Origin of the sequence: Candidimonas sp. SYP-B2681 (assembly GCF_003971065.1) — a bacterium.
Classification (GTDB): domain Bacteria; phylum Pseudomonadota; class Gammaproteobacteria; order Burkholderiales; family Burkholderiaceae_B; genus Pollutimonas.
This window is the reverse complement of record NZ_RYDV01000003.1, coordinates 146,250-171,258: the sequence shown is the minus strand read 5'-3', so window position 1 is coordinate 171,258 and position 25,009 is coordinate 146,250. Positions and strand designations below refer to the sequence as shown.

Here is a 25,009-nt window from a genome sequence, read left to right as displayed (position 1 = left end):
TCTCGTGAGTAGTGTGTTGAAGATGTTGATTCGCAATGCAGCGAACAGGTTAATTCCCCGACAACGGGGAAGAATATTGGCCCTGATCGGTACAGCCGTAATGGCTGCCTTCGGCTTGTTTGCCGCGGTGAAACCTGACGTGGCTGCAAAACAGACCCAGTATGGTTCCTCTGTCGATACGCCCTATAACTTGACGGGGCGTGTCGTGCGCATTGCCGATGGCGATACGTTCACCCTGCTGGTCGACGGCAAACAGCTGCGAGTTCGGATGGCCAGCATTGATGCGCCCGAGGTTACCAAAGACAGTGAACGGCCCGGGCAGGCCCAGTCACAAGCTTCAAAGAATGCCCTGGCTGCATTGATAGCGGGCAAGACTCTCACCCTTACCTGTCATGAACGCGATCGCTATGATCGCAATGTGTGCGAAGTTCCGTTGGGCGACGGCACGACAGCCAACCAGGTGCAGGTGGCATCTGGCATGGCGTGGGCCAATATGGAAGGACGCGGCAAGTTCATGCGCGATCCAAAAATTCCCGAACTCGAAAAGCAGGCAAGGCGTGCCGGTATCGGGATCTGGCAGCAGGGCGCTGCGGTGAGCCCATGGGTATGGCGGTATCAATGCTGGCAGCAGCAACGGTGCTAAGGAGACGCGTTGTGCCCGTTGTACTCCTGCTGCTTACTTTCTTTTTGGCCGCCTGTACGCCGGCTCCTGTCAATAGTCCGTATGCGCAAGGCGATGAAGCTGACAACGTCTTGTACACCGCTTTCGCACAGCGGTCACCCAAATATCTCGACCCCGCGAATTCATATTCAACGGACGAAACGCCGTTCACCTATTCTATCTACGAGCCCTTGTATAGCTATGACTACTTGGCTCGTCCTTACAGACTGATACCGAGAACTGCGGTCTCTATTGCGACACCGGCTTATTTCGACCAAAACGGGGGGCAGCTTCCCGAGGACGCTCCTGGCGACCAGGTTGCCGTCAGTGTTTACGATATCCAGATTAAGCCGGGCATAAAATTCCAGCCTCATCCCGCGCTAGCGATCGATGCTTCGGGCAAGCCTGCGTATTGGCCGCTTGCTGCCAACGAACTTGAAAACAAGTTCGGCGTCGATGATTTTTCTCAAACCGGCACGCGCGAGCTAAACGCAAACGATTACGTGTATGCATTCCGACGTTTGGCCAGCCCTCGAATCGCGTCGCCAATCTACGGCGTAATGGCCGAGCATATCGTAGGCCTGCGCGAATATGGCGAGCAGCTGAAAAACCAGGACCAGGCAGAACGGTCGACATTGGCACCGGGCGCGGTCCGCCCATGGCTGGACCTTCGCACGACCGGATTCGACGGCGTGCAAGCGCTGGGTTCCCATACGCTGCGTATCAAAGTAAAGGGTAAGTATCCGCAGTTTAAGTACTGGCTTGCCATGACCTTTACCGCGCCAGTACCCTGGGAAGCAGATCGCTTTTACCAGCAAGCCGGTATGGCGGAACATAATCTGTCGCTCAATACCTGGCCCTTAGGCACCGGCCCGTACATGTTAAGTGAGTCCATCCCGAATAGGCGGCACGTATTGTCACGCAATCCTAACTTTCGCGGCGAACCGTATCCATGCGAGGGCGAGGCCGGCGATGCTCAGGCAGGGTTGTTGCATGACTGCGGAAAGCTCACACCGTTCGTCGATAAGGTGGTGTTCACGCTCGAGAAGGAAAGTGTCCCCTTGATGGGTAAATTCCTTCAGGGCTATTACGACATTCCGCAAGTGGACCGCGGTGATTATGGCGTCGCCATGCGGGTGGCAGCAGGCGATTCTGCCGAAAAGGCTTCCTTGTACAAGGACCATGGAATACAGCTGCGCAGCTCGACCGAAGCGCAGGTGTCATACCTGGGTTTCAATTGGCGTGATCCCATCGTCGGCCAGGGCGATACCCCCGAACAGCAGGAAAAGAATCGCAAGCTGCGTCAGGCAATTGGTATTGCCTTCAATTGGGAACAATATGTATCCATTTTCCAGAATGACGAAGCGCAGGTTGCCTACGGCCCCGTTCCGCCTGGCATCCCGGGGTATCAAGCACTTCCGGAAGGGCTTAATCGTCAGATCTATACGCTGGACTCGGGTCGCGCAGTCCGACGGCCGATCGAGCATGCACGCCAGCTATTGAAAGATGCTGGCTATCCCGATGGTCGCGACGCCATGACAGGCCGGCCCTTGATACTGCATTTTGACTCAGCGGGTGGTATGGGCTCCAGCGCCATGCTCGACTGGATGCGTCGTCAATTGGCTTCCATCAACATCCAGTTGGAAATTCGGGCGACCGATTACAACCGTTTCCAGGACAAGATGCGTAGCGGCAGCGCGCAGATGTTCATGTGGGGATGGGTCGCCGATTACCCCGATGCCGAAAATTTTCTCTTCTTGCTTTATGGCCCTAATGCCAAAGTCGGCACTGGCGGGGAAAACGCATCGAACTATCAAAACCCTGAATTCGATCGCCTATTCGAGCAAATGCGTTTTCTGGACGATGGGCCGCAAAAAGAAGCCTTGGTTCACAAGATGGTGGCCATCGTCCAGCACGACGCTCCGTGGTTGTTCGGCTATTTTCCCAAGTCGGGTGGCGCCTACCAGGCTTGGGTAGGTAATGCCAAACCTACGCAAATGGTCCGTAATACGTTGCAGTTCTATCGCATCGACCCGATCTTGCGAGCGAAAAAAATAAAGGAGTGGAACCCGCCATACTGGTGGCCTTTATGGTTGTTGGCGGCGTTTTGTTTGGCGGGCGCCGGTTTGGCCTGGCGTACTGCCAAACGTAAGGACCGCGCAACCGCGCTGGCTCATCACGATTCGGCGAGACGCCCATGACCCGCTATGTAATCCGCCGCCTCATGTACGGAGTATTGATACTGATTGGCGTAAATTTGCTCACGTTCGTGCTGTTCTTCGCTGTCAATACGCCAGACGATATGGCGCGCCTGTCGATTGGCGGCCAGCGCGTAAGCCAGTCCGCCATCGAGAAATGGAAGACTGAACGGGGTTACGACAAGCCTCTTTTCTTTAACCAACAGGCTGCTGGTGCCGAACAATGGACCGACACCATTTTTTTTACACGCTCAGTCCCGCTATTGCGCTTTGATTTCGGTTTTTCCGACGAAGGCCGCGACATCGGTTATGAGATAAGCCAACGCATGGGTCCGAGCCTAGCGCTGGCGCTGCCTACGTTTTTTCTCGGCCTGTTCGCGTGCGTGTCGTTTGCCCTGTTGCTGGTTTTTTTCAAGGGAACGCGGCTTGATTTTGCCGGAGTCGTGGTATGCGTTGTACTGCTTTCGATTTCAGGCTTGTTCTACATAATTGCCGGACAATGGATGTTCGCCAAGGTTTTGCGCTGGATGCCGTACTCAGGATACGTCGACGGATGGGGCAGCCTGCGCTTTCTGATCATGCCTGTGCTGGTTGCCGTATTTTCACGGCTGGGTGCGGAATCCCGTTTTTACCGTACGTTGTTTCTGGAAGAAGCCGGCAAAGACTATGTTCGCACGGCGCGTGCCAAGGGCCTGTCCGAACGTGTGGTGCTGTTTCGCCATATCTTGCGCAACGCCATGTTGCCTATCCTGACCGGAACGGTTTCGGCAATACCGTTGCTTTTCATGGGCAGTCTGATTTCCGAGTCCTTTTTCGGGATCCCGGGCTTAGGCAGCTACACCATCGATGCCATCAACGCGCAAGACTTCTCCATTGTGCGGGCCATGGTGTTTCTAGGCGCTGCCCTGTATATCGTGGGACTGATCCTGGCCGATATTTCTTATACCCTGGCTGATCCCCGGGTTCGGTTCGAGTAGCCTATGCCAAAATTTGTCTTCCTATGGACCGATATTTTCGTCTTCGGCTTGGTACTGGTCGTCCTCTTCTATGCGTTTCGGGTCAGGCGCAGTGCATCATTGCAGTCGGCGTGGAAAAGTGTTGCCAGGACACCGTCGGCGATGTGCGCGGCGGTCGTTTTGGCCGGCTTCGTATTGGTCGGCGTACTCGACTCCATACACTATCGTCCCTTATTGCCACCGGTCAAGACCGCTGCGGCGAACCTTGTTGCGACGCCGCTGTATTCGCCAATACTGCGCTCGGCACTGGACGATCTGCTGTCTCTGACCCAGTTGGCCAAGCGCGAGAATACCTATTCGGCGCCGATGGCTGTGCGGCAGTTCACCAAGGAAACCGAGCTGATCGATGGCCAGCCTGTTCGCGACTATCCACGTTTGAAACATGCCGGCGTGCGTTTGCAGGCCGAGGCGGAACGGCCTCGCGATATTTACCGTCGCCTTTCATGGGGGCTTTTTATCGGAATGGCAGGGTCGTTGGCCGGCGCCATGGCCCTGACGCTATTGCATAGGCGCCGAACCGCTGGATTCGGGCAAGCATGGCGCGCCTGGTGGCAGGGGCAGTCGGGTATTCCGTGGCGTGCTATGTGGATCACCTTCAGTATCGGCTTGATTCTGGCTGCGACGGCCCTCACACTGGGCGGCAACTACCATGTGCTTGGGACCGACCGTACCGGTAACGATGTGCTGTGGCAGTGCCTGAAAAGCATACGGACGGCCCTGGTCATTGGCACGCTCACCACAGTTGCCATGCTTCCCCCAGCCCTGGCCTTTGGCATCGCGGCAGGCTATTTCAAAGGCCGTGTAGACGACGTCATACAGTACATTTATACGACGCTGACTTCCATTCCCGGCGTCCTGCTCATTGCCGCCTGCGTTCTGATGATGCAGGTGTATATCGACAATAATCCAAATATGTTCGATACGGTCGCCGCTCGCGCCGACCTGCGCTTGTTCCTGCTCTGTCTGATATTGGGTCTGACTGGCTGGGCGGGGCTTTGCCGCCTGTTGCGGGCCGAAACCCTGAAGCTGCGTGAGCTGGAATACGTGCAGGCAGCGCGCGCTTTTGGTGTAGGCCACTGGCGTATCATGCGCCGCCACTTGCTGCCTAACCTGATGCATATCGTACTCATCACTATGGTGCTGGAATTCTCCGGACTGGTCCTCTACGAGGCAATCCTATCGTATCTGGGTATTGGAGTGGACCCCAGCACTCCGTCATTTGGCACCATGATCGATATGGCGCGTCTGGAAATGTCGCGCGATCCCATGATCTGGTGGAACCTGATGGGGGCATTTGTCTTCTTGCTGGCGTTGGTGTTGTCGGCCAATATTTTCGCCGATGCGATCCAGGACGCGTTTGATCCTCGCACTCGCCGTTTTAAGCCGCGCAGGCTTGCGGTCAAGGGCACAGCATCATGACAGATCTTTCGGTACAGCAGCATTCCCCTCATTCCGAAGCCGTATTGTCCATACGTAATCTGTCAGTGCATATTGCCAGTGATGCCGGTGTTCAAGAGGCAGTAAAGTCGTTGGGGCTGGCTATTTCGCGCGGCGAGACTTTCGCACTGGTGGGTGAATCTGGCTGCGGTAAAAGCATGACTGCGCTCGCCTTGCTCAGGCTGCTGCCGGACGCCGGCTGGATCGCTTCGGGACAGATCTTTCTCGGTCAGACCGAACTCAATGGCCTTGCCGAAGAGGGAATGCGGGGCGTAAGAGGTGGGCAGGTCGGCATTATTTTTCAGGAGCCATCCACGAGTCTGAACCCGGTGATGAATATCGGCGATCAGCTTATCGAAACCTTGCGCGCACACACCTCTTACAGGGGCAAAGCCTTGAAGCAGCGGGCTGCGTGGTGGCTCAAACGTGTTGGCATTCCAGACGCCGAAAAAAGGCTTTCCGACTATCCCTTCCAATTTTCTGGCGGACAGAAACAGCGCATCATGATTGCTATTGCGCTGGCGGCCGAGCCGAGGCTTCTCATCGCAGATGAACCCACAACGGCTTTGGACGTCACGGTTCAGGCGCAAATCCTGGATCTGCTGGCCGACATCCAGAAGGAAATGGGCTTGGCGATCATGCTGATTACGCATGACCTCGCCGTGGTGAAAAACGTGGCCGACTACGTGGCGCTGATGCGCGCCGGCGAGATCGTGGAAACGCTCGACGCCGCAACCTTCTTCGCCGCCGCGAAGCATCCGTACGCCCGGCAATTGTTGGCGGCCATCCCTACTTTCGCTAAGCGAGGCAAGCCTTTGTCCGCTTTCGATCCGAATTCGGCCGTGCATGAATCGGCTGCCGGAATAACTGTTCAGACGACGGCCAGCAATTCAATGCATAAGGGCCATTCAAAGCCGGTCGATGGCCCAGTCCTGGTCGTAAAGAACCTTTCGGTTTCCTACTCCAGGAAGAGCGCTCTGTTTATGCCAACTCCAGAGCCTCTTAAGATAATCGAAGACGTATCTTTCGACTTGCGAGCGGGTGAAACGCTGGCGTTGCTCGGGGAGTCCGGCTGCGGCAAGACTACAACGGCCAAGGCCTTGTTGCGCCTGTTGGATAAACAGGCCAGGGTGGCAGGGCAAGCACACCTTCTGGGCGAAAACTTGCTGACGGCGCGAGGCGCTCAGCTCAGAAGCATGCGTCAGACCATACAGATCGTATTCCAGGATCCTTACGCTTCACTGGATCCGCGCATGTTGGTGGGTGAAATCCTGGATGAAGGGATTGCCGCCTTACGACCCGATCGGTCCCGTTCCGATCGGGCGGCGCAGGTACGCAGCCTGCTGGATCGGGTGGGCCTGCCGGTAAATACGTCCGAACGGTATCCTCACGAGTTTTCTGGGGGTCAACGCCAACGTATTGCGATTGCACGGGCACTGGCAGTCGAGCCTACTGTACTGATCTGCGACGAACCCACTTCAGCGCTGGATGTTTCCGTTCAGGCTCAAATTATTGACTTGCTACGCGCGCTTCAACTTGAGTTTGAAATTGCCTATCTGTTCATCACACATAATTTTGGCGTTGTGGAATATTTATCGGATCGGATCGCCATCATGCACCAGGGGAAAATCGTCGAGACAGGATCGACTGAAAATGTTCTCTCTTCGCCTGCCCATAGCGAAACGCAGCGATTGCTCGCTGCCGTGCCGCGCCTCTGAGGGTCAGCCCGCCTATAATGTAGCTGGCTTTTGCTTCCCATCATGGCGGCCTTCGCCTTGCATTTTGCGTAAACGCCCACATATTGCTTCTATGTCATTAAAAGTGTTCGATCTCCAATGCGACCAGGGCCATGTGTTCGAGGGCTGGTTTGCGTCCGCTGACAACTACGAGTCTCAGCAAGCCAAAGGGCTTCTAGGTTGTCCGGTCTGTAATAGTCATCGGGTTAACAAGAAGCTGTCCGCTCCGCGGCTTAATTTAGGTCATGCCAAACGTTCCGATGCTGCGATTGCGGGGTCCGCTTCCGGTGCGGCGTCGGGATCCGCGGTGGCGGCTCCTGCGGCGGGGCAGATGGCTCAGCTACAGGCAGAGGTACTGCGGCACATCCGTCAAATTGTGCGTAGTACCGAGAATGTGGGGGCGAAGTTCGCCGAGGAAGCGCGCCGTATGCACGACGGCGAGACTGAGGAGCGTGCGATTCGGGGGACGGCCACGCCGCAAGAGCGCGAACAGCTGGCAGAGGAGGGAATAGCCGTTATGCCTATACCTGATTTTCTCGACGACGACCGCTTGCAATAAGTGTGTCGTTCCAGCAAGGCGGCGCCAGGCCGCCTGCTGAATTTACATCACCCGGCTGCGGTATTCGCCAGTACGTGTGTCAATTTCGATCTTGTCGCCAATATTGCAGAACAATGGAACGTTGATCGTTAAGTCAGTGTTGGTCTTGGCTGGCTTCAGGACTTTGCCTGATGTGTCGCCTTTGACCGCAGGTTCGGTGTACATGATTTCGCGTACGACGATAGTGGGCAGTTCAACCGAAATTGCACGGCCGTCGTAAAATACGACGCCGACCGTCATGCCTTCTTCAAGATAGTTAAGGGCGTCGCCCATGCTTTCTTCTTCGACTTCATGCTGATTGTATTCTTCGTCCATAAAGACATACATGGGTTCGGCATAGTACGAATACGTGCATTCTTTGTTTTCAAGCTGGACGACTTCAAATTTTTCGTCGGCCTTCGATACCGATTCGCTGCCCGAACCGGTGAGCAGATTCTTGAATTTAAGCTTGACGACAGCCGAGTTGCGACCTGATTTGTTGTATTCTGCTTTCTGGACAACCAGGGCGTCGTTACCGACCTTGACCACGTTGCCAACGCGCAATTCCTGTGCGGTTTTCATATATTTAAAGTACTCCGGGGTGTGATTGCTCCGCCAGATGTCGCTGCCGGGCCGGAGCATGTCTTAAAAAACCAGTCATTTTAACCTGATCGCTGTTGCTGCGTGCAAAAGCTGACCAGCGACGTGGCTAAATCAGGTAGATTCGTCAGCGTCCGGCTCCATTGCGCACTATCCGACTGCCATTGCGTCCAATTTATTCCTTGTAGCGCGTCATGTATCTGCGAGGTGAAGGCTTCCTGATCGCCCGTGTTCCAGCTTTTCATCAGTTGATGGATCTGGGGCTTGTAGGGCGACCGGTCCAGCCATGCCTGCAGCTTTATCATGTGGGAATTCGCTTCTTGGGCATATATCTGCCAGACCAGTGGCTTTCCCGCCCAAAGCGCTCGCACCAGCGAATCTTCACCACGTACGAAGTTTAAGTCGCTGCTCCAAAGCAGGCGATCAAACGCTGCCTGGCTGACAAAGGGCATCTCGTGAATATGCACAATATCGCTCTGATGAGATGACAGAGAAGGATACACGCCAGACGGGACGATCAGCACGGTGGGGGTCACTTGTTGGTTCAGGCTTCGGACAAGTGCCTGGGCGGGGGCGTCTGGATAACAAAACAAGAAAATTTGCCGTCCGCCATTTTGCAGGCGCTCGACCTGGGGCGGCGGCACGCCAATAGCGCGTAACAGCTCCCATCGCAGCGCTGGATCCGCAAGCCAATTGTCGCGGGCCGGCACCACGTCCGGTTCGCGCAGCAGGCCGCCGGTTGCAGGGGTAAATCCCGGAAAGAAAAAGTATTTGCGTAAACCCGTTGCCTGGGTTGAGGGCATGGCGTGGCAGGTCTCTATCCAGCTTTCAGCACTAAGGTATTCAAGATTGATCCATAAGCTGTTGCTTGTGACCATCGCGTCGATGAAGGCTGCCGGAGGTTCACAGGCAAAGGCTTCGATGACGATATCATGGGCTTGCACCGGGTTCGGTTGTTCAGTCCAGTGCCGGATCTCTATTGCATCCACCCACTGCTGTCCGGCGCTTGTGTCAATGCGCCGTTCAATTCGCATGAAACTGTGCAGATCATCGACCCACAAGCGCACATTGTGGGTTTCGGGCATGGCGATCAGTTGCTTGGCCAACCGCCAGCAAACGCCTATGTCCCCAAAATTGTCGACGACACGGCAAAAAATATCAAAAGACAGCCTTGCCATCAATGAAAATGAACGGGCGCCATGTCGGTTTCTTCTGGCAGTTCCGGGTGCATCATTTCGCCCAGCAGATTGGGGAAATACGGAGCGCCGCAATCATCGCAGAACTCGGCGGGATGGATGCCGGGTAGCCGCCGAACGTCGGCAATGCCCTGTTCTTTGAGCAAGGCCGTAATCTCGTCTGGTACGTCGACGACTTCACCTTCAGAACTGTCTGCGGCGGCTTCTTCTTTGCTCAAAACCGGCCAAATGCAGCCGTAGACGACTTCATTGCTTTGGCGGGTGCTGAAGCCGACTCGGTATTCTTCGATCGCCGTGGCGCCGCAAGCGGCGATGACAGCGCGTAAATCGTCGCCAGGCAGGTGTGCAGCTGTCTGTAGCCAAGTAACGGCAGCTTTCAGGGCCAGAGGACGAATACGGCGATCGGCCTCGCGGCTATTCATGTAATAGGCGTCAGGCTGCAGATACTCGATATGGCAGCCTGTAAACATGGGCGTGAATACCTCGGAACTGCTGTCTTCCCATGCCTGCTGGCACGCCTGGCGGATAACGATAGCGTCGTCTTGCGGTTTCTGCCAACGAAAGACCGCCTGTCCCCTGGGTACGACGATCGTGCCCACGATAAAGCGTGCGTCGGCGAGCATGCCATCGGCATCCTCTGGCTGATTGATCTGGCAAGGTTCGGTAGCGGCCCCGAGGGCAAGCTGGGCCAGGCGTTGCGTCCAGGTGTGGGTTTCCTGAAAGGTTTGAGGCATTTGGTCGAAGTTGACCAGCGCTGGGATGAGCGCCATATTTGCGCCTTCGGCGACAATATGCTCTTGCAGATGACGAGCCAGTGTCTTTCCCTGTTCAGCCGTAAGCTGGCCGTCGGGCAACTGATAACGGGTCCATGCAACGACAGGGGCCGAAAACAGTAAGGCATCGTATTCCGTTCCCTGGTAACTGATCGTCGTAGATTCGCACAGCGTTTCCGCTTGCTCGACCAGGATCTCGTAGGCGTTTAAATCATTGGCCAGCAAGTATTCCAGTACCGACTCGATCGTCTTGTTTTTTTTGCCTCTGAGCAGCTTGTTTAGCTGAATCGCGAGCAGGTTTTCCCAGTAATTATCTTCTAGCCGGCTTCCGGAGCGCGCTAAGGCTTGTGTCAACGTAACTAAGCGTTGGGCATCACGGGATAAACGGGAAGGGGGGGTGGCAGGCATACGGGACATAAGACAGTACAAGTTGGTTAGAAGACTAGTGTAACGCTCTACCCATCTTTATGGGCTGGATCTCGCGTCAGTCGCCAGGCGTTTGCGTAGTATGTAAGGCTGGGGCGATAAAAAAACTCCCGGCGTACCACGCCGGGAGTTTCTTATGCGGACAAGACCAAGCGTTATACGCTGACGGAGTCGGCGATTTCCTGGAAGTCTTCGATTTGATCGAAGTTCATATAGCGGTAGATCTCATCGCCGTTCTGGCTCAGGACACCCATGTCGGCCATGTACTCTTCCTTGGTCGGGATGCGACCCAGGCGAGAACAAATGGCAGCCAGTTCGGCCGAACCCAGGAACACGTTCGAATTCTTTCCGAGACGGTTCGGGAAGTTTCGCGTACTGGTCGACATGACAGTGGCCCCTTCGCGTACCTGCGCCTGGTTCCCCATGCACAACGAACATCCGGGCATTTCCATACGGGCACCGGCACTGCCGAGTACGCCGTAATGGCCTTCTTCAGTAAGCTGCTTCTGGTCCATTTTGGTCGGAGGCGCTACCCACAACTTGGTGGGTATATCGCGCTTGCCTTCCAGCAATTTTGAAGCGGCGCGGAAATGACCGATATTGGTCATGCAACTGCCGATAAATACCTCGTCGATAACGGTGCCGGACACATCGGACAATGTTTTCACATCGTCAGGGTCGTTCGGGCATGCGACGATAGGTTCGTGGACATCAGCCAGATCGATCTCGATAACGGCTGCGTATTCCGCGTCGGCATCAGGGGCCAGCAACTGGGGGTTTTCCAGCCATGCTTGCATGGCCTTGATGCGCCGCCCGAGGGTGCGTTCGTCTTCGTAGCCGTTGGCGATCATCCATTTCAGTAGCGTGATATTGCTAGTGATGTATTCGATGATGGGGTCTTTGCTAAGGTGCACTGTGCAGCCAGCGGCGGAGCGTTCGGCGGAAGCGTCCGACAGTTCAAACGCCTGCTCGATTTTCAGATTGGGCAGGCCTTCGATCTCGAGGATGCGGCCCGAGAAGATATTCTTCTTGCCTTGCGTTTCGACAGTCAGCAAGCCTTGCTTGATGGCGTACAGCGGAATCGCGTTGACCAGATCTCGGAGGGTAACGCCAGGCTGCAGCGATCCTTTGAAGCGAACCAGCACCGATTCCGGCATGTCTAGCGGCATGACGCCAGTGGCTGCGGCAAAAGCTACCAGGCCAGAGCCGGCCGGAAAGCTAATACCGATAGGGAAGCGTGTATGGGAGTCGCCGCCGGTGCCGACGGTGTCGGGCAACAACATGCGGTTAAGCCACGAGTGGATGATGCCATCGCCGGGTCGCAGCGAAATGCCGCCACGAGTGCTGATGAAGGCTGGCAATTCGTGATGCGTCTTGACGTCGACTGGCTTGGGATACGCTGCAGTGTGGCAGAACGATTGCATGACCAGGTCTGCCGAGAATCCGAGGCAGGCCAGGTCTTTCAGTTCGTCGCGTGTCATCGGGCCGGTGGTGTCCTGGCTGCCGACCGACGTCATCTTCGGTTCGCAATAGGTACCGGGGCGCATGCCCTGGCCTTCCGGAAGGCCGCATGCGCGACCGACCATTTTTTGTGCCAGGGTAAAGCCCTTGCCCGTATCCGCAGGCACTTGGGGTAGACGGAACAATGTCGATACCGGCAGGCCCAGCGCTTCACGAGCTTTGGCGGTCAGGCCGCGGCCGATGATCAGGGGGATACGGCCACCCGCGCGTGCCTCGTCAAACAGTACGTCGGACTTTACTTTGAATTCTGCGATGACTTCGCCGTTCTTCAGGGCTAGTCCTTCGTATGGGCGCAGTTCAATGACGTCGCCCATATTCATTTGGGACACGTCCAGCTCGATGGGCAGGGCGCCCGCATCTTCCATGGTGTTGTAGAAAATAGGCGCAATCTTTCCGCCCAGGCACACGCCGCCAAATCGCTTGTTTGGGACGAAAGGAATGTCTTCGCCGGTATGCCACAGCACGGAATTGGTGGCGGACTTGCGCGAAGAACCGGTGCCGACCACGTCGCCTACATAAGCAATCAGGTGGCCTTTTTGCTTGAGGGTTTCGATAAACCGGATCGGACCGATTTTGCCGGCCTCTTGGGGCTCGATGCCTGGCCGGGGATTCTTGAGCATGGCAAGGGCATGCAAGGGGATGTCGGGGCGGCTCCATGCATCGGGCGCAGGCGACAGGTCGTCGGTATTGGTTTCGCCCGTTACCTTGAAAACGGTAATCGTCAGGCTTTCGGGAACTTCAGGACGGCTGGTGAACCATTCGGCGTCGGCCCAGCTTTGCAGGATGGCTTTGGCATATTGGTTGCCCTTGTCGGCCTTTTCCTTGATGTCGTGGAATGCATCGAACACCAGCAAGGTTTTCTTCAGGCCTTCGGCGGCAACCGGAGCAAGCTCAGCGCTGTCCAGCAGATCGACCAAGGGGCTAATGTTATAGCCGCCAAGCATGGTGCCCAGAAGTTCAGTGGCATGCTTGCGATCAATAAGGGTACAGGTTTCCTTGCCCAGCGCAACGGCAGCCAGGTAAGACGCTTTAACTTTAGCGGCATCATCGACACCGGCAGGGACACGGTGCGTGATTAGGTCGACCAAAAATGCTTCTTCGCCAGCGGGCGGATTCTTGAGCAGTTCGATCAAGTCGGCGGTTTGTTGTGTGGAAAGCGGAAGAGGAGGGATGCCCGACACGGCGCGTTCGGCTACGTGTTGGCGATATAAATCCAGCATTATGCGTGCCCTTTGTTCGAGAATGGTTGGGATGTGCTTCTTCGTAATTGTAGAAGGAAGCCGTGACGGAAGCAAATGTCTTATATCTTATATAAGACCTAAGACAGGTGAATGTTGCGTATTGACCGCTGGGAGCGGATGGCGCATTTTTTGCGGAGCATGGGCAGTGTGCCCGATCGCGGAACTAGGTGCGCAGGTCGGCGTATTCGTGGTGGCGGTGCAAAAACGCAGCTGCATACGAGCACACGGGCCGCACCAACCAACCATTCTCGCGCGCAGTGTCCATGGCGAATGTAGTCAGGTCTGCAGCGATGCCGCGCCCGCCTACGGCTTCCGGGACCCCGGTGTGCATGATCGTCATTACCCCATTTTGCAGCTCGTAGTCCAGCACGCTAAGAATATTGTCTTCAGTCCATTCGAAACGTTGTTGAATGGCGTTGTGGATAATGCTGCGGCTCATCGAGGCTCCTGGGGCAAGTAAGTATCACGAATTCATTGTAAGCAAGATCAGGCTCCATAGCATGAGCATCGCGATAATGCCCAGGAAGCATCCTCCCCACAAGCCGATCAGAGGCCACTTCACCCGTGACGATACGTCGGCAGGCTGTATATGAGCCAACAAGCGATTGGCGGTGCCCGCCACCCAGAATTTGCTGTTTGGAAAGCTCAGTCGCAGGAAATAGTCCAGCAGGATGGCGGCCCGGATCGAGATCGGGAGGCGTTCCCAGGGAAGCTGTTTCAGGTAGGGGTGCTGCATTACTTCATTGGTTCTTCGCAATCTGAACAGTAGCAGGACCAGGCCTGATACCAGCGCGGTCAGGGCGCAGGCCGCCAGCAGGGTGAAGGTGAAGGGCAAGGCATAAAGCACAAAGGTTTCTAGCATGATAGAGGCGGATGTACAGCGCAAAAAAAGTGGAAATAAAAGGCCCCTGCGCGTCATAGCCAGGGGCGCTTGTATTGTGGGGCAACACTCCCCTATTAAATCACACTGCTGGCACCGGCCAGGCAGGGCGGTTTTTCGCTGGCAGCCATCAGATTACATAGAGGTCTACGTATTCATGAACGGCTAGTGCTTCCAGCGATTTCTGATTCAGTGATACTTCCAGAATGCTGTTTTGTTGTTTGGGTGGAAACCGTCGCGCCAGGTTGCTGCGAAACTTTGCTTCAAGAAGAGGAAGGCCATCGGCACGCCGGCGTTTGTGCCCAATCGGGTATTCACAGACTATTTCGTCGAGTTTGCTTCCGTCGTGGAATTCAACGGTCAGGGCATTGGCAATAGAGCGTTTTTCGGGGTCGTAGTAGTCTGCCGTAAAGGCCGGATCTTCGACGCATATGATCCTGTCGCGCAGCGCGTCGATTCGCGGATCTGCCGCAATCGCATCTTCGTAATCGGCGGCGGTGAGGCGGCCGAAGATTATCGGAACCGCGACCATGTACTGTATGCAATGGTCGCGGTCCGCCGGATTAGTCAGAGGGCCTTTCTTATCGATGATACGTATGCATGCTTCGTGGGTCCGGATAGTGATTCGCCGTATATCGCTGTAAGACTTACCAACAGCTTTCAGTCGTTGATGGATATCCATCGCGCACTCGACCGCCGTCTGCGAATGAAATTCCGCCGGAAAAGCGATCTTGAATAGCACGTTTTCCATGACGTAGCTGCCGTAGGGGCGTTGAAACTTGAAGGCCTGGCCCTTAAAGAGTACGTCATAAAACCCCCAGGTTTTGGCCGACAACACCGTGGGGTAACCCATTTCTCCGGTTTTCGCCATTAGGGCGAGGCGAACCGCGCGACTGGTGGCGTCACCGGCCGCCCAGCTTTTACGGCTTCCGGTATTGGGCGCATGACGATAGGTGCGCAGGCTCTGGCCGTCGACCCAGGCAAGCGAGATCGCGTTCAAGATTTCTTCGCGGTTCAAGCCCAATAACTTTGACACCACCGCTGTAGACGCTACTTTGACCAACACGACGTGATCCAGGCCAACTCTGTTGAACGAGTTTTCCAGGGCAATGCAACCCTGGATCTCGTGCGCCTTGATCATCGCGGTGAGTACGTCTTGCATGGTCAAGGGCGCTTTGCCGCCGGCAACAGCAGTGCGTGAAAGCCAATCGGCGCAGGCCAGAATGCCACCCAGATTGTCCGATGGGTGGCCCCATTCTGCCGCAAGCCAAGTGTCGTTGAAGTCCAGCCAGCGTATCATCGCGCCGATATTGAAGGCGGCCTGAACTGGATCCAGCTGGAACTGGGTGCCTGGCACCCTGGCGCCATTGGGCACAACCGTACCGGCAACGATAGGTCCCAGTAGCTTGGTGCAGGCGGGATATTCCAGGGCCTCAAGGCCGCAGCCCAGAGTATCAATCAGGCACAGACGCGCAGTTTCATACGCGAGTTCAGACGAGATCTCGTAATTTTGGACGTAATCGACGATATCGACCAGGACGGGGTCCCACGTGGCATGCGTAACGGTTTGAGTGTGCATAGAGACTCCCCGAGCGGTCGATGACGATCTTTAGAACGCGTCGCCAGGAACGCGAACCCATCCCTCCATCAGTACACGGGCGCTACGGCTCATGATGGCCTTGGTGACTGCCCAGTCGCTGCCTTCTTGACGCGCCTCGGCGCCTACCCGCAACGTCCCGGAGGGATGGCCAAAGCGTACTGCATTGCGCTCGCCACCGCCAGCCGCCAGATTCACGAGCGTGCCGGGGATGGCCGCCGCGGCTCCGATGGCGACGGCAGCCGTTCCCATCATGGCGTGGTGCAGCTTGCCCATGGATAGGGCGCGAACGAGCAAGTCAATGTCTGTGGGTCCAACCCGCTTTCCGCTTGAGGCGATATAAGAGGCGGGCTTCGCGACGAATGCCACTTTAGGCGTGTGCTGGCGCTGTACGGCTTCATCGACATGTTTGATCAGGCCCATGCGCAGTGCACCATAAGCGCGTATCGTCTCGAACATCGCTAGCGCTTTGACGTCGCCATTAATGGCTTCCTGTAGCTCGGTGCCGGTGTAACCGAGGTCTTCAGCGTTGATGAAAATGGTCGGGATGCCGGCATTGATCATGGTCGCTTTCAGGCTGCCGAGGCCAGGCACATCAAGGTCGTCGACCAGTTTCCCCGTGGGGAACATGGATCCGCCCGCGCCTTCTTCATCGGCGGCCGGGTCCATGAATTCGAGTTGGACTTCCGCCGCGGGAAATGTGACGCCGTCCAGTTCGAAGTCGCCAGTTTCCTGCACGGCGCCATCGGTTACAGGAACATGTGCAACGATGGTCTTGCCGATATTGGCCTGCCAGATCCGCACTGTCGCCATGCCGTTTTGTGGGATTCGGTCGGCATCGATCAGCTCATTGGCAACGGCGAAAGGACCGACCGCGGCTGACAGATTGCCGCAATTTCCGCTCCAGTCGATAAACGCCTTGTCAATCGAGACCTGGCCAAATAGATAGTCGACGTCGTGATCGGGCTTACTGCTTTTAGACAGGATGACAGTCTTGCTCGTACTGGACGTGGCGCCGCCCATGCCATCCGTCTGTTTGCCATAGGGATCGGGGCTGCCGATCACACGCATCAAGAGGGCATCGCGAGCCGCGCCAGGCTTTTGAGCGGTTTCGGGCAAATCTTGCAGGCGAAAGAACACGCCTTTGCTGGTGCCGCCGCGCATATACGTCGCGGGAATTTTGATCTGAGGTGTATGAGCCATGGGATAGTTCCTGTTTCCTTAAGCGACCGCGGTTGATTCCAGGAAATCCTGGGCAAACCGCTGCAATACCCCGCCCGCCTCGTAGATCGACACTTCTTCCGCGGTATCGAGACGACAGGTGACGCGCACTTCAGTGCGCTGTCCGTTCTGGCGATTGATTACGAGAGTCAATGTGGCCAGCGGTGTGCACTCGCCGATGACATCGAAGGTTTCCGTGCCGTCGATCTCGAGTGTGTTGCGGTTTTCGCCGGGCATGAATTCAAGTGGCAATACACCCATTCCAACAAGGTTTGTGCGGTGGATGCGTTCAAATCCCTCGGCAACGATGGCCTCGACGCCGGCCAGGCGCACACCCTTGGCGGCCCAGTCGCGCGAAGATCCCTGGCCATAATCGGCGCCGGCAATAATGATCAGCGGCTGCTTGCGTTCCATGTAGGTTTCGATCGCTTCCCACATGCGGGTCACGGTGCCTTCCGGTTCGATGCGAGCCAGCGAACCCTGTTTGACTTTGCCGTTTTCCCGGACCATTTCATTCAACAGTTTCGGGTTGGCGAAAGTGGCCCTTTGGGCGGTAAGGTGATCGCCGCGGTGGGTCGCGTAAGAGTTGAAATCCTCTTCCGGCAAGCCCATTTTCGTCAGGTATTCGCCGGCGGCGCTGCTGGCCATGATGGCGTTGGAAGGCGACAGGTGGTCAGTGGTGATATTGTCGCCCAATACCGCAAGCGGACGCATGCCCTTGAGCCCGCGTTCGCCGGCCAGTGCGCCTTCCCAATACGGCGGGCGGCGGATATAGGTGCTTTCTGGCCGCCATTCGTATAGCGGACTGAGCTGCTCTTTACTACTTACGCCGATGGCAAACATTGGCTCGTAGACTTGGCGGAATTGTTCGGGCTTCACGCTGCGCGCCACGATGGCGTCAATTTCCTCGTCGGATGGCCAGATGTCCTTCAGGGTGACGGGTATGCCGTCGTTGTCGATGCCGAGTACATCTTTCTCGATATCGAAACGAATGGTGCCGGCGATGGCATAGGCGACCACCAGCGGAGGCGACGCCAGGAAGGCCTGTTTTGCGTATGGATGGATGCGCCCGTCGAAGTTGCGGTTCCCGGAAAGCACAGCCGTCGCGTAGAGGTCGCGGTCGATGATTTCTTGCTGGATTACGGGATCCAGGGCGCCGCTCATGCCGTTACAGGTGGTGCATGCAAAGCCGACGATGCCGAAGCCCAGGGTCTCGAGTTCGCCCAGCAGTTGGGCATCTTCCAGGTAAAGCTGCACTGTCTTGGAGCCGGGCGCGAGCGAGCTTTTGACCCAGGGCTTGCGCGTCAAGCCCCGTGCATTGGCGTTGCGTGCCAGCAGGCCCGCTGCAATCACGTTACGCGGGTTGCTGGTATTGGTACAGCTGGTGATCGCTGCAATGATGACCGCGCCGTCCGGCATCAGGCCCGGTTCGTTTTCCAGCTTGCCTGATATGCCGCGCGATGCCAGTTCCGAAGTCGGAACGCGGCGATGCGGGTTTGATGGCCCGGCGATATTGCGTACAACGGCCGATAGGTCGAAACTGAGAACGCGCTCGTATTCGGCATGCTCCAGGCTGTCGGCCCACAGTCCTGCCTGCCTGGCATAGGTCTCTACCAGCTTGACCTGGTCGTCGTCGCGTCCGGTGAGCTTCAGGTATTCGATGGTCTGCTGATCGATATAGAACATCGCAGCGGTGGCGCCGTATTCCGGCGTCATGTTCGAGATGGTCGCGCGGTCCCCCAGGGTCAAGCGAGATGCGCCTTCACCGTAAAACTCCAAGTACGATGAGACGACTTTCTCGTTGCGCAGAAATTCTGTCAGAGCCAGCACCAGGTCCGTCGCGGTGATCCCCGGTTGAAGCCGCCCCGTCAGTTCGACGCCGATGATGTCGGGCAGGCGCATCCAGGATGCGCGTCCAAGCATCACGCTTTCGGCTTCCAGTCCGCCCACGCCTATGGCGATTACGCCCAAAGCGTCAACGTGAGGCGTATGGCTGTCGGTCCCTACCAGGGTGTCCGGGTAGGCAACGCCGTCGCGCGCATGCACGACCGGCGACATTCGTTCCAGGTTGATCTGGTGCATGATGCCGTTGCCAGGTGGGATCACTTCAACGTTCTTGAACGTTTTTTTAGTCCAGTTGATAAAGTGAAAGCGGTCATCATTGCGCCGATCTTCAATGGCGCGGTTCTTTGCGAAAGCATCTTTCTCGAAACCGCCATGCTCGACCGCCAGCGAATGGTCGACAATTAGCTGCGTCGGCACCACCGGGTTTACTTGCGACGGATCGCCGCCTTTCGCGGCAATGGCGTCGCGCAGTCCGGCCAAGTCGACCAAGGCAGTCTGGCCCAGGATGTCATGGCAAACCACACGTGCCGGAAACCAGGGAAAGTCTAGGTCCCGTTTGCGCTCGATGAGTTGCTTAAGCGAAGCAGTAAGCGAGGCGGGGTCGCAGCGTCGCACCAGATTCTCGGCGAATACGCGCGACGTATAGGGCAGTTTGTCATAGGCGCCGGGCTGGATGGCATCGATTGCCGCTCGTGCGTCAAAGTAGTCCAGTTTGGTGCCGGGCAGCGGCTTGCGGTGTGCAGTGTTCATGGCAGCTCGAAGAAGGGGCAGGGCAGATGATGTTCAGAGGGCAGATGTTGATGCGGGAAGCGACCGAGCCTTTTTCGGATGCTTCCCATTTCGCTATCTGCGCTCGGCAAGCGGAACAAAAACTTGATCGTCAGGGCCAATGTAATTGGCGGTGGGCCTGATGATCTTGTTGTCGGCGCGCTGTTCCAGAACGTGGGCAGACCAGCCGGCAGTACGTGCGATGACAAACAGCGGAGTAAACATCGCGGTGGGTACCCCCATCATGTGGTATGACACGGCCGAAAACCAGTCCAGGTTCGGAAACATCTTCTTGGCGTCCCACATGGCTGTTTCGAGGCGCTCGGCAATGTCGAACATTTTCGTGTTGTCCTGCGCCTTGGACAAATTGCGGGCCACTTCCTTGATGACCTTATTGCGCGGATCAGACACGGTGTACACCGGGTGACCGAATCCGATGATGACCTCTTTGTTTTCGACGCGGCGGCGAATGTCAGCCTCGGCTTCATCGGGCGAGTCATAGCGTTTCTGAACTTCGAAGGCGACTTCGTTGGCGCCGCCGTGTTTCGGACCGCGCAGAGCTCCGATGCCCCCTGCGATTGCCGAGTACATGTCAGAGCCTGTTCCGGCGATCACACGGGCGGTAAAAGTGGAGGCATTGAATTCGTGCTCGGCATACAGGTTCAAAGAGATGTGCATGGCGCGTATCCATTCTTCGCTTGGCTTGGTACCGTGCAGCAAATGGAGAAAATGACCGCCTATGCTGTCATCATCGGTCTGTACATCGATGATGCGGCCGTTATGGCTGTAGTGATACCAGTATAGAAGTGCAGAGCCCAGATTCGCCATCAGGCGATCAGCAATATCGCGTGCATCGGGGACATTGTGGTCATCTTTTTCGGGAAGGAGACAGCCCAGTACCGAAACTGCCGTACGCATGACGTCCATGGGATGGCTTGCGGCGGGCAGCGTTTCGAGAGCGCTCTGCAATTGTGCGGGGAGGCCGCGCAAGCTGCGCAGTTTTTCTTTATATGCCTTCAGTTCCGGCTGTGTAGGCAGCTTGCCATGCACAAGCAGATGAGCCACTTCTTCGAATTCGCAGGTTTCCGCAATATCAAGAATATCGTAGCCACGATAGTGGAGGTCGTTGCCGCTGCGTCCTACCGTGCACAGGGCGGTGTTACCCGCGACTACGCCCGATAGGGCAACGGATTTCTTGGGCTTGGGGCCTGTTTTGTTATCTATTGCTTCGGTACTAGCCATGTCTCAACTCCTGGAAGGTTATTTCGATTTGCCTTGCTGAAAAAGCGCATCTAGGCGGGATTCAAATTCGTGATAGCCAATCCGGTCGTATAGTTCTTCGCGTGTCTGCATCGTGTCGATGACATTCTTCTGGTGCCCATCACGACGGATTGCGGTGTATACCGTTTCAGCTGCCTTATTCATGGCTCGGAATGCGGATAAGGGATACAACACCATACCGACTCCGGCGCCGGCCAGCTCGGTCACACTGAACAAAGGGGTTTGGCCGAACTCGGTAATATTGGCGAGCACGGGTACATTCAGGGCCTTGGTGAAGCGTTCGTAAGTTGCAAGGTCGTAGGAGGCTTCTGCGAAAATAGCGTCTGCGCCGGCTTCCACACATGCAACCGCCCGCTCAAGAGCGGCGTCAACCCCATCGACGGCAATTGCGTCGGTTCTTGCAATGATGAAGAAGTCGCTGTCGGTACGGGCATCGACTGCCGCTTTGACGCGGTCGGCCATTTCCTGCGTGGTGACGATTTCCTTGCCGGGGCGATGGCCGCAGCGCTTGGCGCCAACTTGGTCTTCAATGTGGCAGGCAGCAGCGCCGAATTTGATGAGGCTTTTTACACTGCGCGCAATATTGAAGGCGGATGGTCCGAATCCGGTGTCGATATCGACCAGAAGAGGCACATCGCAGACGTCGGTGATGCGACGTATGTCAGTCAGAACGTCATCAAGGTTATTGATGCCCAGATCTGGCAAGCCGAGTGACCCAGCGGCGACACCGCCACCTGAGAGGTATATGGCGCGGTAGCCAGCACGTTTGGCCAGCAAAGCATGATTGGCATTGATGGCGCCTATGATTTGCAGCGGCTGTTCTTCTTTCAAGGCCTGGCGAAAAAGAGCGCCTGGCGAGGCTGGTCGGGTCATGAAGGTCTCCGAAAATGGCTACATTGGCCGGTGTGGCGTGGATTGATGCCGAACACTGACGACGCCGCATAGGTTCTTGGCGCGAGGTGTTGGCGTGGCCAAAGTCCCGTCCGATTCTAAGGCACTGAGTGTCGTTAGAATATCTCTTTAGGGACAATGCGCCTGCTTTTATGGGTCATAAAAACAAGGCCCGCATTATCGGGCCTTGCTTAAGAGCAGTGGTTACTTCAGGAGTTCCTGTACCCCGTCGCGCTCTTCAAGAAGCTCGTTCAAGGTGAAGTCCATGCGTTCGCGCGAGAAGGCGTCAATCTCCAGTCCTTCTACGCGAGTGTATTCGCCACCGGCCGTCGTTACGGGCACGCCGTAAATGATGCCTTCGGGAATGCCATACGAGCCGTCCGAAGGAATGCCCATGGTGACCCATTTGCCGTTCGAGCCAAGTAGCCAGTCATGAATGTGATCGATGGCGGCATTGGCTGCAGAAGCGGCAGAAGATAAGCCGCGCGCTTCGATGATGGCACCGCCGCGCTTGCCAACGGTGGGAATGAATGTGTCGCGATTCCAGGCGTCGTCGTTGATCAAAGCGGGAAGGCTTTGGCCGCCTACCGTGGCAAAGCGGATGTCGGGATACATCGTGGGCGAGTGGTTGCCCCAGACAACCAGTTTTTCGATTTCTGCAACGGGCTTGCCGGATTTGGCGGCCAACTGCGACAGAGCACGGTTATGGTCCAGACGCAGCATGGCGGTGAAGTTCTTCGCTGGTAGGTCGGGTGCGGACTTCATTGCAATGTACGCGTTAGTGTTGGCCGGGTTGCCAACAACCAGAACCTTGACATCACGGCTGGCCACGTCGTTAAGCGCTTTGCCCTGCGCGGTGAAGATTTGGGCATTGACGTGCAGCAGATCTTTACGTTCCATGCCGGGGCCGCGGGGGCGTGCGCCTACCAGAAGAGCGACATCGACGTCCTTGAATGCTTCACGCGCGTCGCTGTGGGCGGTCATTCCGGCCAGTAAAGGGAATGCGCAATCGTCAAGTTCCATCATGACGCCTTTCAGCGCCTTTTGGGCTTTCTCGTCTGGGATTTCCAGCAACTGCAGGATGACGGGCTGATCTTTTCCTAGCATCTCGCCAGAGGCGATACGAAATAGCAAGGCGTAACCGATCTGGCCGGCAGCACCGGTGACGGCGACACGCATGGCGGGTTTGGACATGAAGGATCTCCCGTAGATATTAACAATGAGTGAATAGTGACAAATGACAGTGTAATTCTTTTGGCCGTCGATATACGCTGTGCACAGTGCCGAAATTCAGGCCCTCGGGCGACGTGCGCGCATGCAGCTATAGGCCGGTAGATTATCGAAAATCAACGGGCGCGTCAAACGTCTTATATCTTATATAAGACACAAGAGTGTTAGACATAAAGCCTCAGGCGTGCGAAAATGGAGGGCGTTCAACAATGCTCTTCAATACGCTTGACCCACACCGAATTCACTTTGCCCCATGTCCAATAATCCGTCTCCCGATCGGGCCTCCGACTCCGACCGCTCTGCTAGCAGTGCGGCGTTCAGTCCGCTGTATCAGCAGATCAAAAGTCTGCTGCTGCAAAGCCTTGATCGTGGTGAGTGGAAGCCGGGTGAAGCTATCCCTAGCGAGCTCGAGCTGGCCGCTCGCTTTCAAGTAAGCCAGGGTACGGTGCGCAAGGCCATCGACGAACTGGCAGCTGAAAACCTGTTGCTAAGGCGGCAGGGCAAGGGCACCTTTGTGGCAACCCACCACGAGGCCAAAGTACGGTTCCGCTTCTTGCGCCTTACGCCCGACGACGGCAAGTCGTCGATTTCCAGTAGTAAGGTTCTGGAATGTCGGCGCGTGAAAGCACCTGCCGATATCGCGGCCCTTCTCGAATTGCGCACAGGAGATACGGTGGTCAACATGCGCCGTCTGCTCTCATTCGACCAAACTCCCACTATTCTCGACGACATCTGGTTGCCTGGAGCCGTATTTAAAGGCCTCACTGCCGAATCGCTGGCACGGTACCGCGGTCCACTGTACGGGCTTTTCGAATCTGAGTTCGGCGTTAGTATGGTGCGGGCCGACGAAAAAATACGCGCTGTTTCAGCCACACCAGACCAAGCCGACACACTCCAGATTGCCAGTGGCAGTCCTTTGCTCCAGGTCGAGCGGGTCTCGTATACCTACGGAGACAGGCCCATGGAGGTTCGGCGGGGGCTGTATGTCACCGAGCGATTCTTCTACAAGAACAGCTTGAATTAGTTAGGGTTTTTAGTCCATTTGATACTCCATGCCTAAATAGGCGAAAATACTAGTCGCCCTTCGCAATACTTTTGTTATAACTCGAGGCCATCATGTCCGATTCAGCTTCAAAGCCACGTCCGCAGTTTCGCAATCTCAGCATTCCGCAGATAATGAGCTATCGCCTGCCATTGGCAGGTAAAACGTCAATTTTGCACCGCATCAGCGGCGCCTTGTTGTTTGTCTTTTTGCCGCTGGTTATTCTGCCGCTGTTTGCGCTTAGCGTGACTTCGCCGGAAAGCTATGCAAGTATTCAGGCCTGGGTCGCCAATCCTCTGTGCAAGCTGATTCTCCTGGCCCTCATCTGGGGCTACTTGCACCATTTCTGTGCGGGAATTCGTTACCTTCTTCTCGACTTGCACATCGCTAACGATAAGCATTCTGCTCAAAAAACGGCGGGTGTGGTGTTGGGTGTCAGCCTGGCGCTAACCGCGGTATTCGGTCTTAAATTATTTGGGGTGTGGTAATGGCGACTCAAGAACGTCTTGGCACGAAACGCCTGGTGGTCGGTGCCCATTACGGCACGATGGATTTCATCGTTCAACGCGTTACTGCAGTCATCATGGCTGTGTACACGCTGGTGCTTTTTTTCGGAATCATTTTTACCTCTGAAATGAACTTCGAAAACTGGCGTCGCCTGTTTACCTTTACATTCTTTGGACTGCCCGTCGGGTCATTGCTGGCAACGCTCGCATTCCTGTCGCTCGCCTGGCATGCCTGGATCGGCGTGCGCGACATCTGGATGGACTATGTCCGTTCCGCGGGCCTGCGCCTTTTCTTGCAGGTGCTGACCATCTTATGGTTGGTGGGCGCCGTCGTCTATTTTGCAAAAATTCTCTGGAGTTTATAAG

The 25,009-nt window shown here is 56.2% G+C and carries 21 protein-coding genes; 9 read left to right on the top strand and 12 right to left on the bottom strand.

Translation table 11 applies throughout. The features are described 5' to 3' along the window. The first annotated feature begins 4 nt into the window (after positions 1–4). The 6 genes from EKL30_RS08060 to EKL30_RS08035 all read left to right on the top strand — a co-directional run bounded on the left by EKL30_RS08060 (position 5) and on the right by EKL30_RS08035 (position 7,607). Positions 5–643 carry a thermonuclease family protein gene (locus EKL30_RS08060; protein WP_233582910.1) on the top strand — a complete coding sequence of 213 codons (639 nt, stop codon included), beginning with the start codon at positions 5–7 and terminating at the stop codon, positions 641–643. Continuing rightward, entirely contained in the window at positions 619–2,862 is a 2,244-nt protein-coding gene (locus EKL30_RS08055) for an ABC transporter substrate-binding protein (RefSeq protein ID WP_126706713.1), read from the top strand. Before EKL30_RS08060 ends, EKL30_RS08055 begins: the two co-directional genes overlap by 25 nt. After that, a complete protein-coding gene (locus EKL30_RS08050; protein WP_126706712.1) occupies positions 2,859–3,836 on the top strand; it encodes an ABC transporter permease in 978 nt (325 codons plus the stop codon). The genes EKL30_RS08055 and EKL30_RS08050 overlap by 4 nt, the downstream gene beginning before the upstream one ends. Before the next feature lie 3 nt (positions 3,837–3,839). After that, the gene (locus EKL30_RS08045) at positions 3,840–5,294 is read left to right on the top strand and encodes an ABC transporter permease (protein ID WP_126706711.1); all 1,455 of its coding nucleotides are present in this window, start codon (positions 3,840–3,842) and stop codon (positions 5,292–5,294) included. After that, on the top strand, positions 5,291–7,030 hold the full coding sequence (locus EKL30_RS08040) for an ABC transporter ATP-binding protein (RefSeq protein WP_126706710.1): 1,740 nt from the start codon (positions 5,291–5,293) through the stop codon (positions 7,028–7,030). The genes EKL30_RS08045 and EKL30_RS08040 overlap by 4 nt, the downstream gene beginning before the upstream one ends. A gap of 91 nt (positions 7,031–7,121) precedes the next feature. Beyond that, positions 7,122–7,607: a DUF1178 family protein gene (locus EKL30_RS08035; protein WP_126706709.1), complete on the top strand. Its 486-nt coding sequence runs from the start codon at positions 7,122–7,124 to the stop codon at positions 7,605–7,607. Positions 7,608–7,649: 42 nt separating this feature from the next. Here EKL30_RS08035 and efp read toward each other — a convergent pair whose 3' ends face one another. From efp to EKL30_RS07975, 12 genes are all read right to left on the bottom strand, one after another. After that, entirely contained in the window at positions 7,650–8,207 is a 558-nt protein-coding gene (efp, locus tag EKL30_RS08030) for an elongation factor P (RefSeq protein ID WP_126706708.1), read from the bottom strand. Between the two features lie 80 nt (positions 8,208–8,287). Beyond that, positions 8,288–9,403 (bottom strand): elongation factor P maturation arginine rhamnosyltransferase EarP, encoded by a 1,116-nt coding sequence (earP, locus tag EKL30_RS08025; RefSeq protein WP_126706707.1) that lies wholly within the window; start codon positions 9,401–9,403, stop codon positions 8,288–8,290. Continuing rightward, positions 9,403–10,611, bottom strand: coding sequence for a DUF2863 family protein (locus tag EKL30_RS08020; RefSeq protein ID WP_233582908.1), 1,209 nt, complete (start codon positions 10,609–10,611; stop codon positions 9,403–9,405). Before EKL30_RS08020 ends, earP begins: the two co-directional genes overlap by 1 nt. A 164-nt stretch (positions 10,612–10,775) precedes the next feature. Further along, on the bottom strand, positions 10,776–13,361 hold the full coding sequence (gene acnB, locus EKL30_RS08015; protein WP_126706706.1) for a bifunctional aconitate hydratase 2/2-methylisocitrate dehydratase: 2,586 nt from the start codon (positions 13,359–13,361) through the stop codon (positions 10,776–10,778). A 184-nt stretch (positions 13,362–13,545) separates the two neighbouring features. Beyond that, positions 13,546–13,821: a GNAT family N-acetyltransferase gene (locus EKL30_RS08010; RefSeq protein WP_126706705.1), complete on the bottom strand. Its 276-nt coding sequence runs from the start codon at positions 13,819–13,821 to the stop codon at positions 13,546–13,548. A gap of 24 nt (positions 13,822–13,845) precedes the next feature. Then, positions 13,846–14,244, bottom strand: coding sequence for a hypothetical protein (locus EKL30_RS08005; RefSeq protein ID WP_126706704.1), 399 nt, complete (start codon positions 14,242–14,244; stop codon positions 13,846–13,848). Between the two features lie 148 nt (positions 14,245–14,392). After that, the gene (locus EKL30_RS08000; RefSeq protein ID WP_126706703.1) at positions 14,393–15,841 is read right to left on the bottom strand and encodes a bifunctional 2-methylcitrate dehydratase/aconitate hydratase; all 1,449 of its coding nucleotides are present in this window, start codon (positions 15,839–15,841) and stop codon (positions 14,393–14,395) included. Positions 15,842–15,871: 30 nt separating this feature from the next. Then, positions 15,872–17,062, bottom strand: a complete 1,191-nt coding sequence (gene prpF, locus EKL30_RS07995) for a 2-methylaconitate cis-trans isomerase PrpF (RefSeq protein ID WP_126706702.1) — start codon at positions 17,060–17,062, stop codon at positions 15,872–15,874. 18 nt (positions 17,063–17,080) lie between these two features. Further along, a complete protein-coding gene (gene acnD / locus EKL30_RS07990; RefSeq protein ID WP_126706701.1) occupies positions 17,081–19,675 on the bottom strand; it encodes a Fe/S-dependent 2-methylisocitrate dehydratase AcnD in 2,595 nt (864 codons plus the stop codon). Between the two features lie 93 nt (positions 19,676–19,768). After that, positions 19,769–20,935, bottom strand: a complete 1,167-nt coding sequence (gene prpC, locus EKL30_RS07985) for a 2-methylcitrate synthase (RefSeq protein ID WP_126706700.1) — start codon at positions 20,933–20,935, stop codon at positions 19,769–19,771. Positions 20,936–20,953: 18 nt separating this feature from the next. Next, entirely contained in the window at positions 20,954–21,847 is an 894-nt protein-coding gene (gene prpB, locus EKL30_RS07980) for a methylisocitrate lyase (protein ID WP_126706699.1), read from the bottom strand. A 222-nt stretch (positions 21,848–22,069) separates the two neighbouring features. Continuing rightward, positions 22,070–23,059, bottom strand: coding sequence for a malate dehydrogenase (locus EKL30_RS07975; protein ID WP_126706698.1), 990 nt, complete (start codon positions 23,057–23,059; stop codon positions 22,070–22,072). Positions 23,060–23,348: 289 nt separating this feature from the next. Here EKL30_RS07975 and EKL30_RS07970 point away from each other — a divergent pair, with 289 nt between their 5' ends. The 3 genes from EKL30_RS07970 to sdhD all read left to right on the top strand — a co-directional run bounded on the left by EKL30_RS07970 (position 23,349) and on the right by sdhD (position 25,008). After that, positions 23,349–24,119, top strand: a complete 771-nt coding sequence (locus EKL30_RS07970) for a GntR family transcriptional regulator (RefSeq protein WP_126706697.1) — start codon at positions 23,349–23,351, stop codon at positions 24,117–24,119. Positions 24,120–24,211: 92 nt separating this feature from the next. After that, entirely contained in the window at positions 24,212–24,625 is a 414-nt protein-coding gene (sdhC, locus tag EKL30_RS07965; protein WP_126706696.1) for a succinate dehydrogenase, cytochrome b556 subunit, read from the top strand. After that, positions 24,625–25,008, top strand: coding sequence for a succinate dehydrogenase, hydrophobic membrane anchor protein (gene sdhD / locus EKL30_RS07960; RefSeq protein ID WP_126706695.1), 384 nt, complete (start codon positions 24,625–24,627; stop codon positions 25,006–25,008). The genes sdhC and sdhD overlap by 1 nt, the downstream gene beginning before the upstream one ends. Position 25,009: the final 1 nt, after the last annotated feature.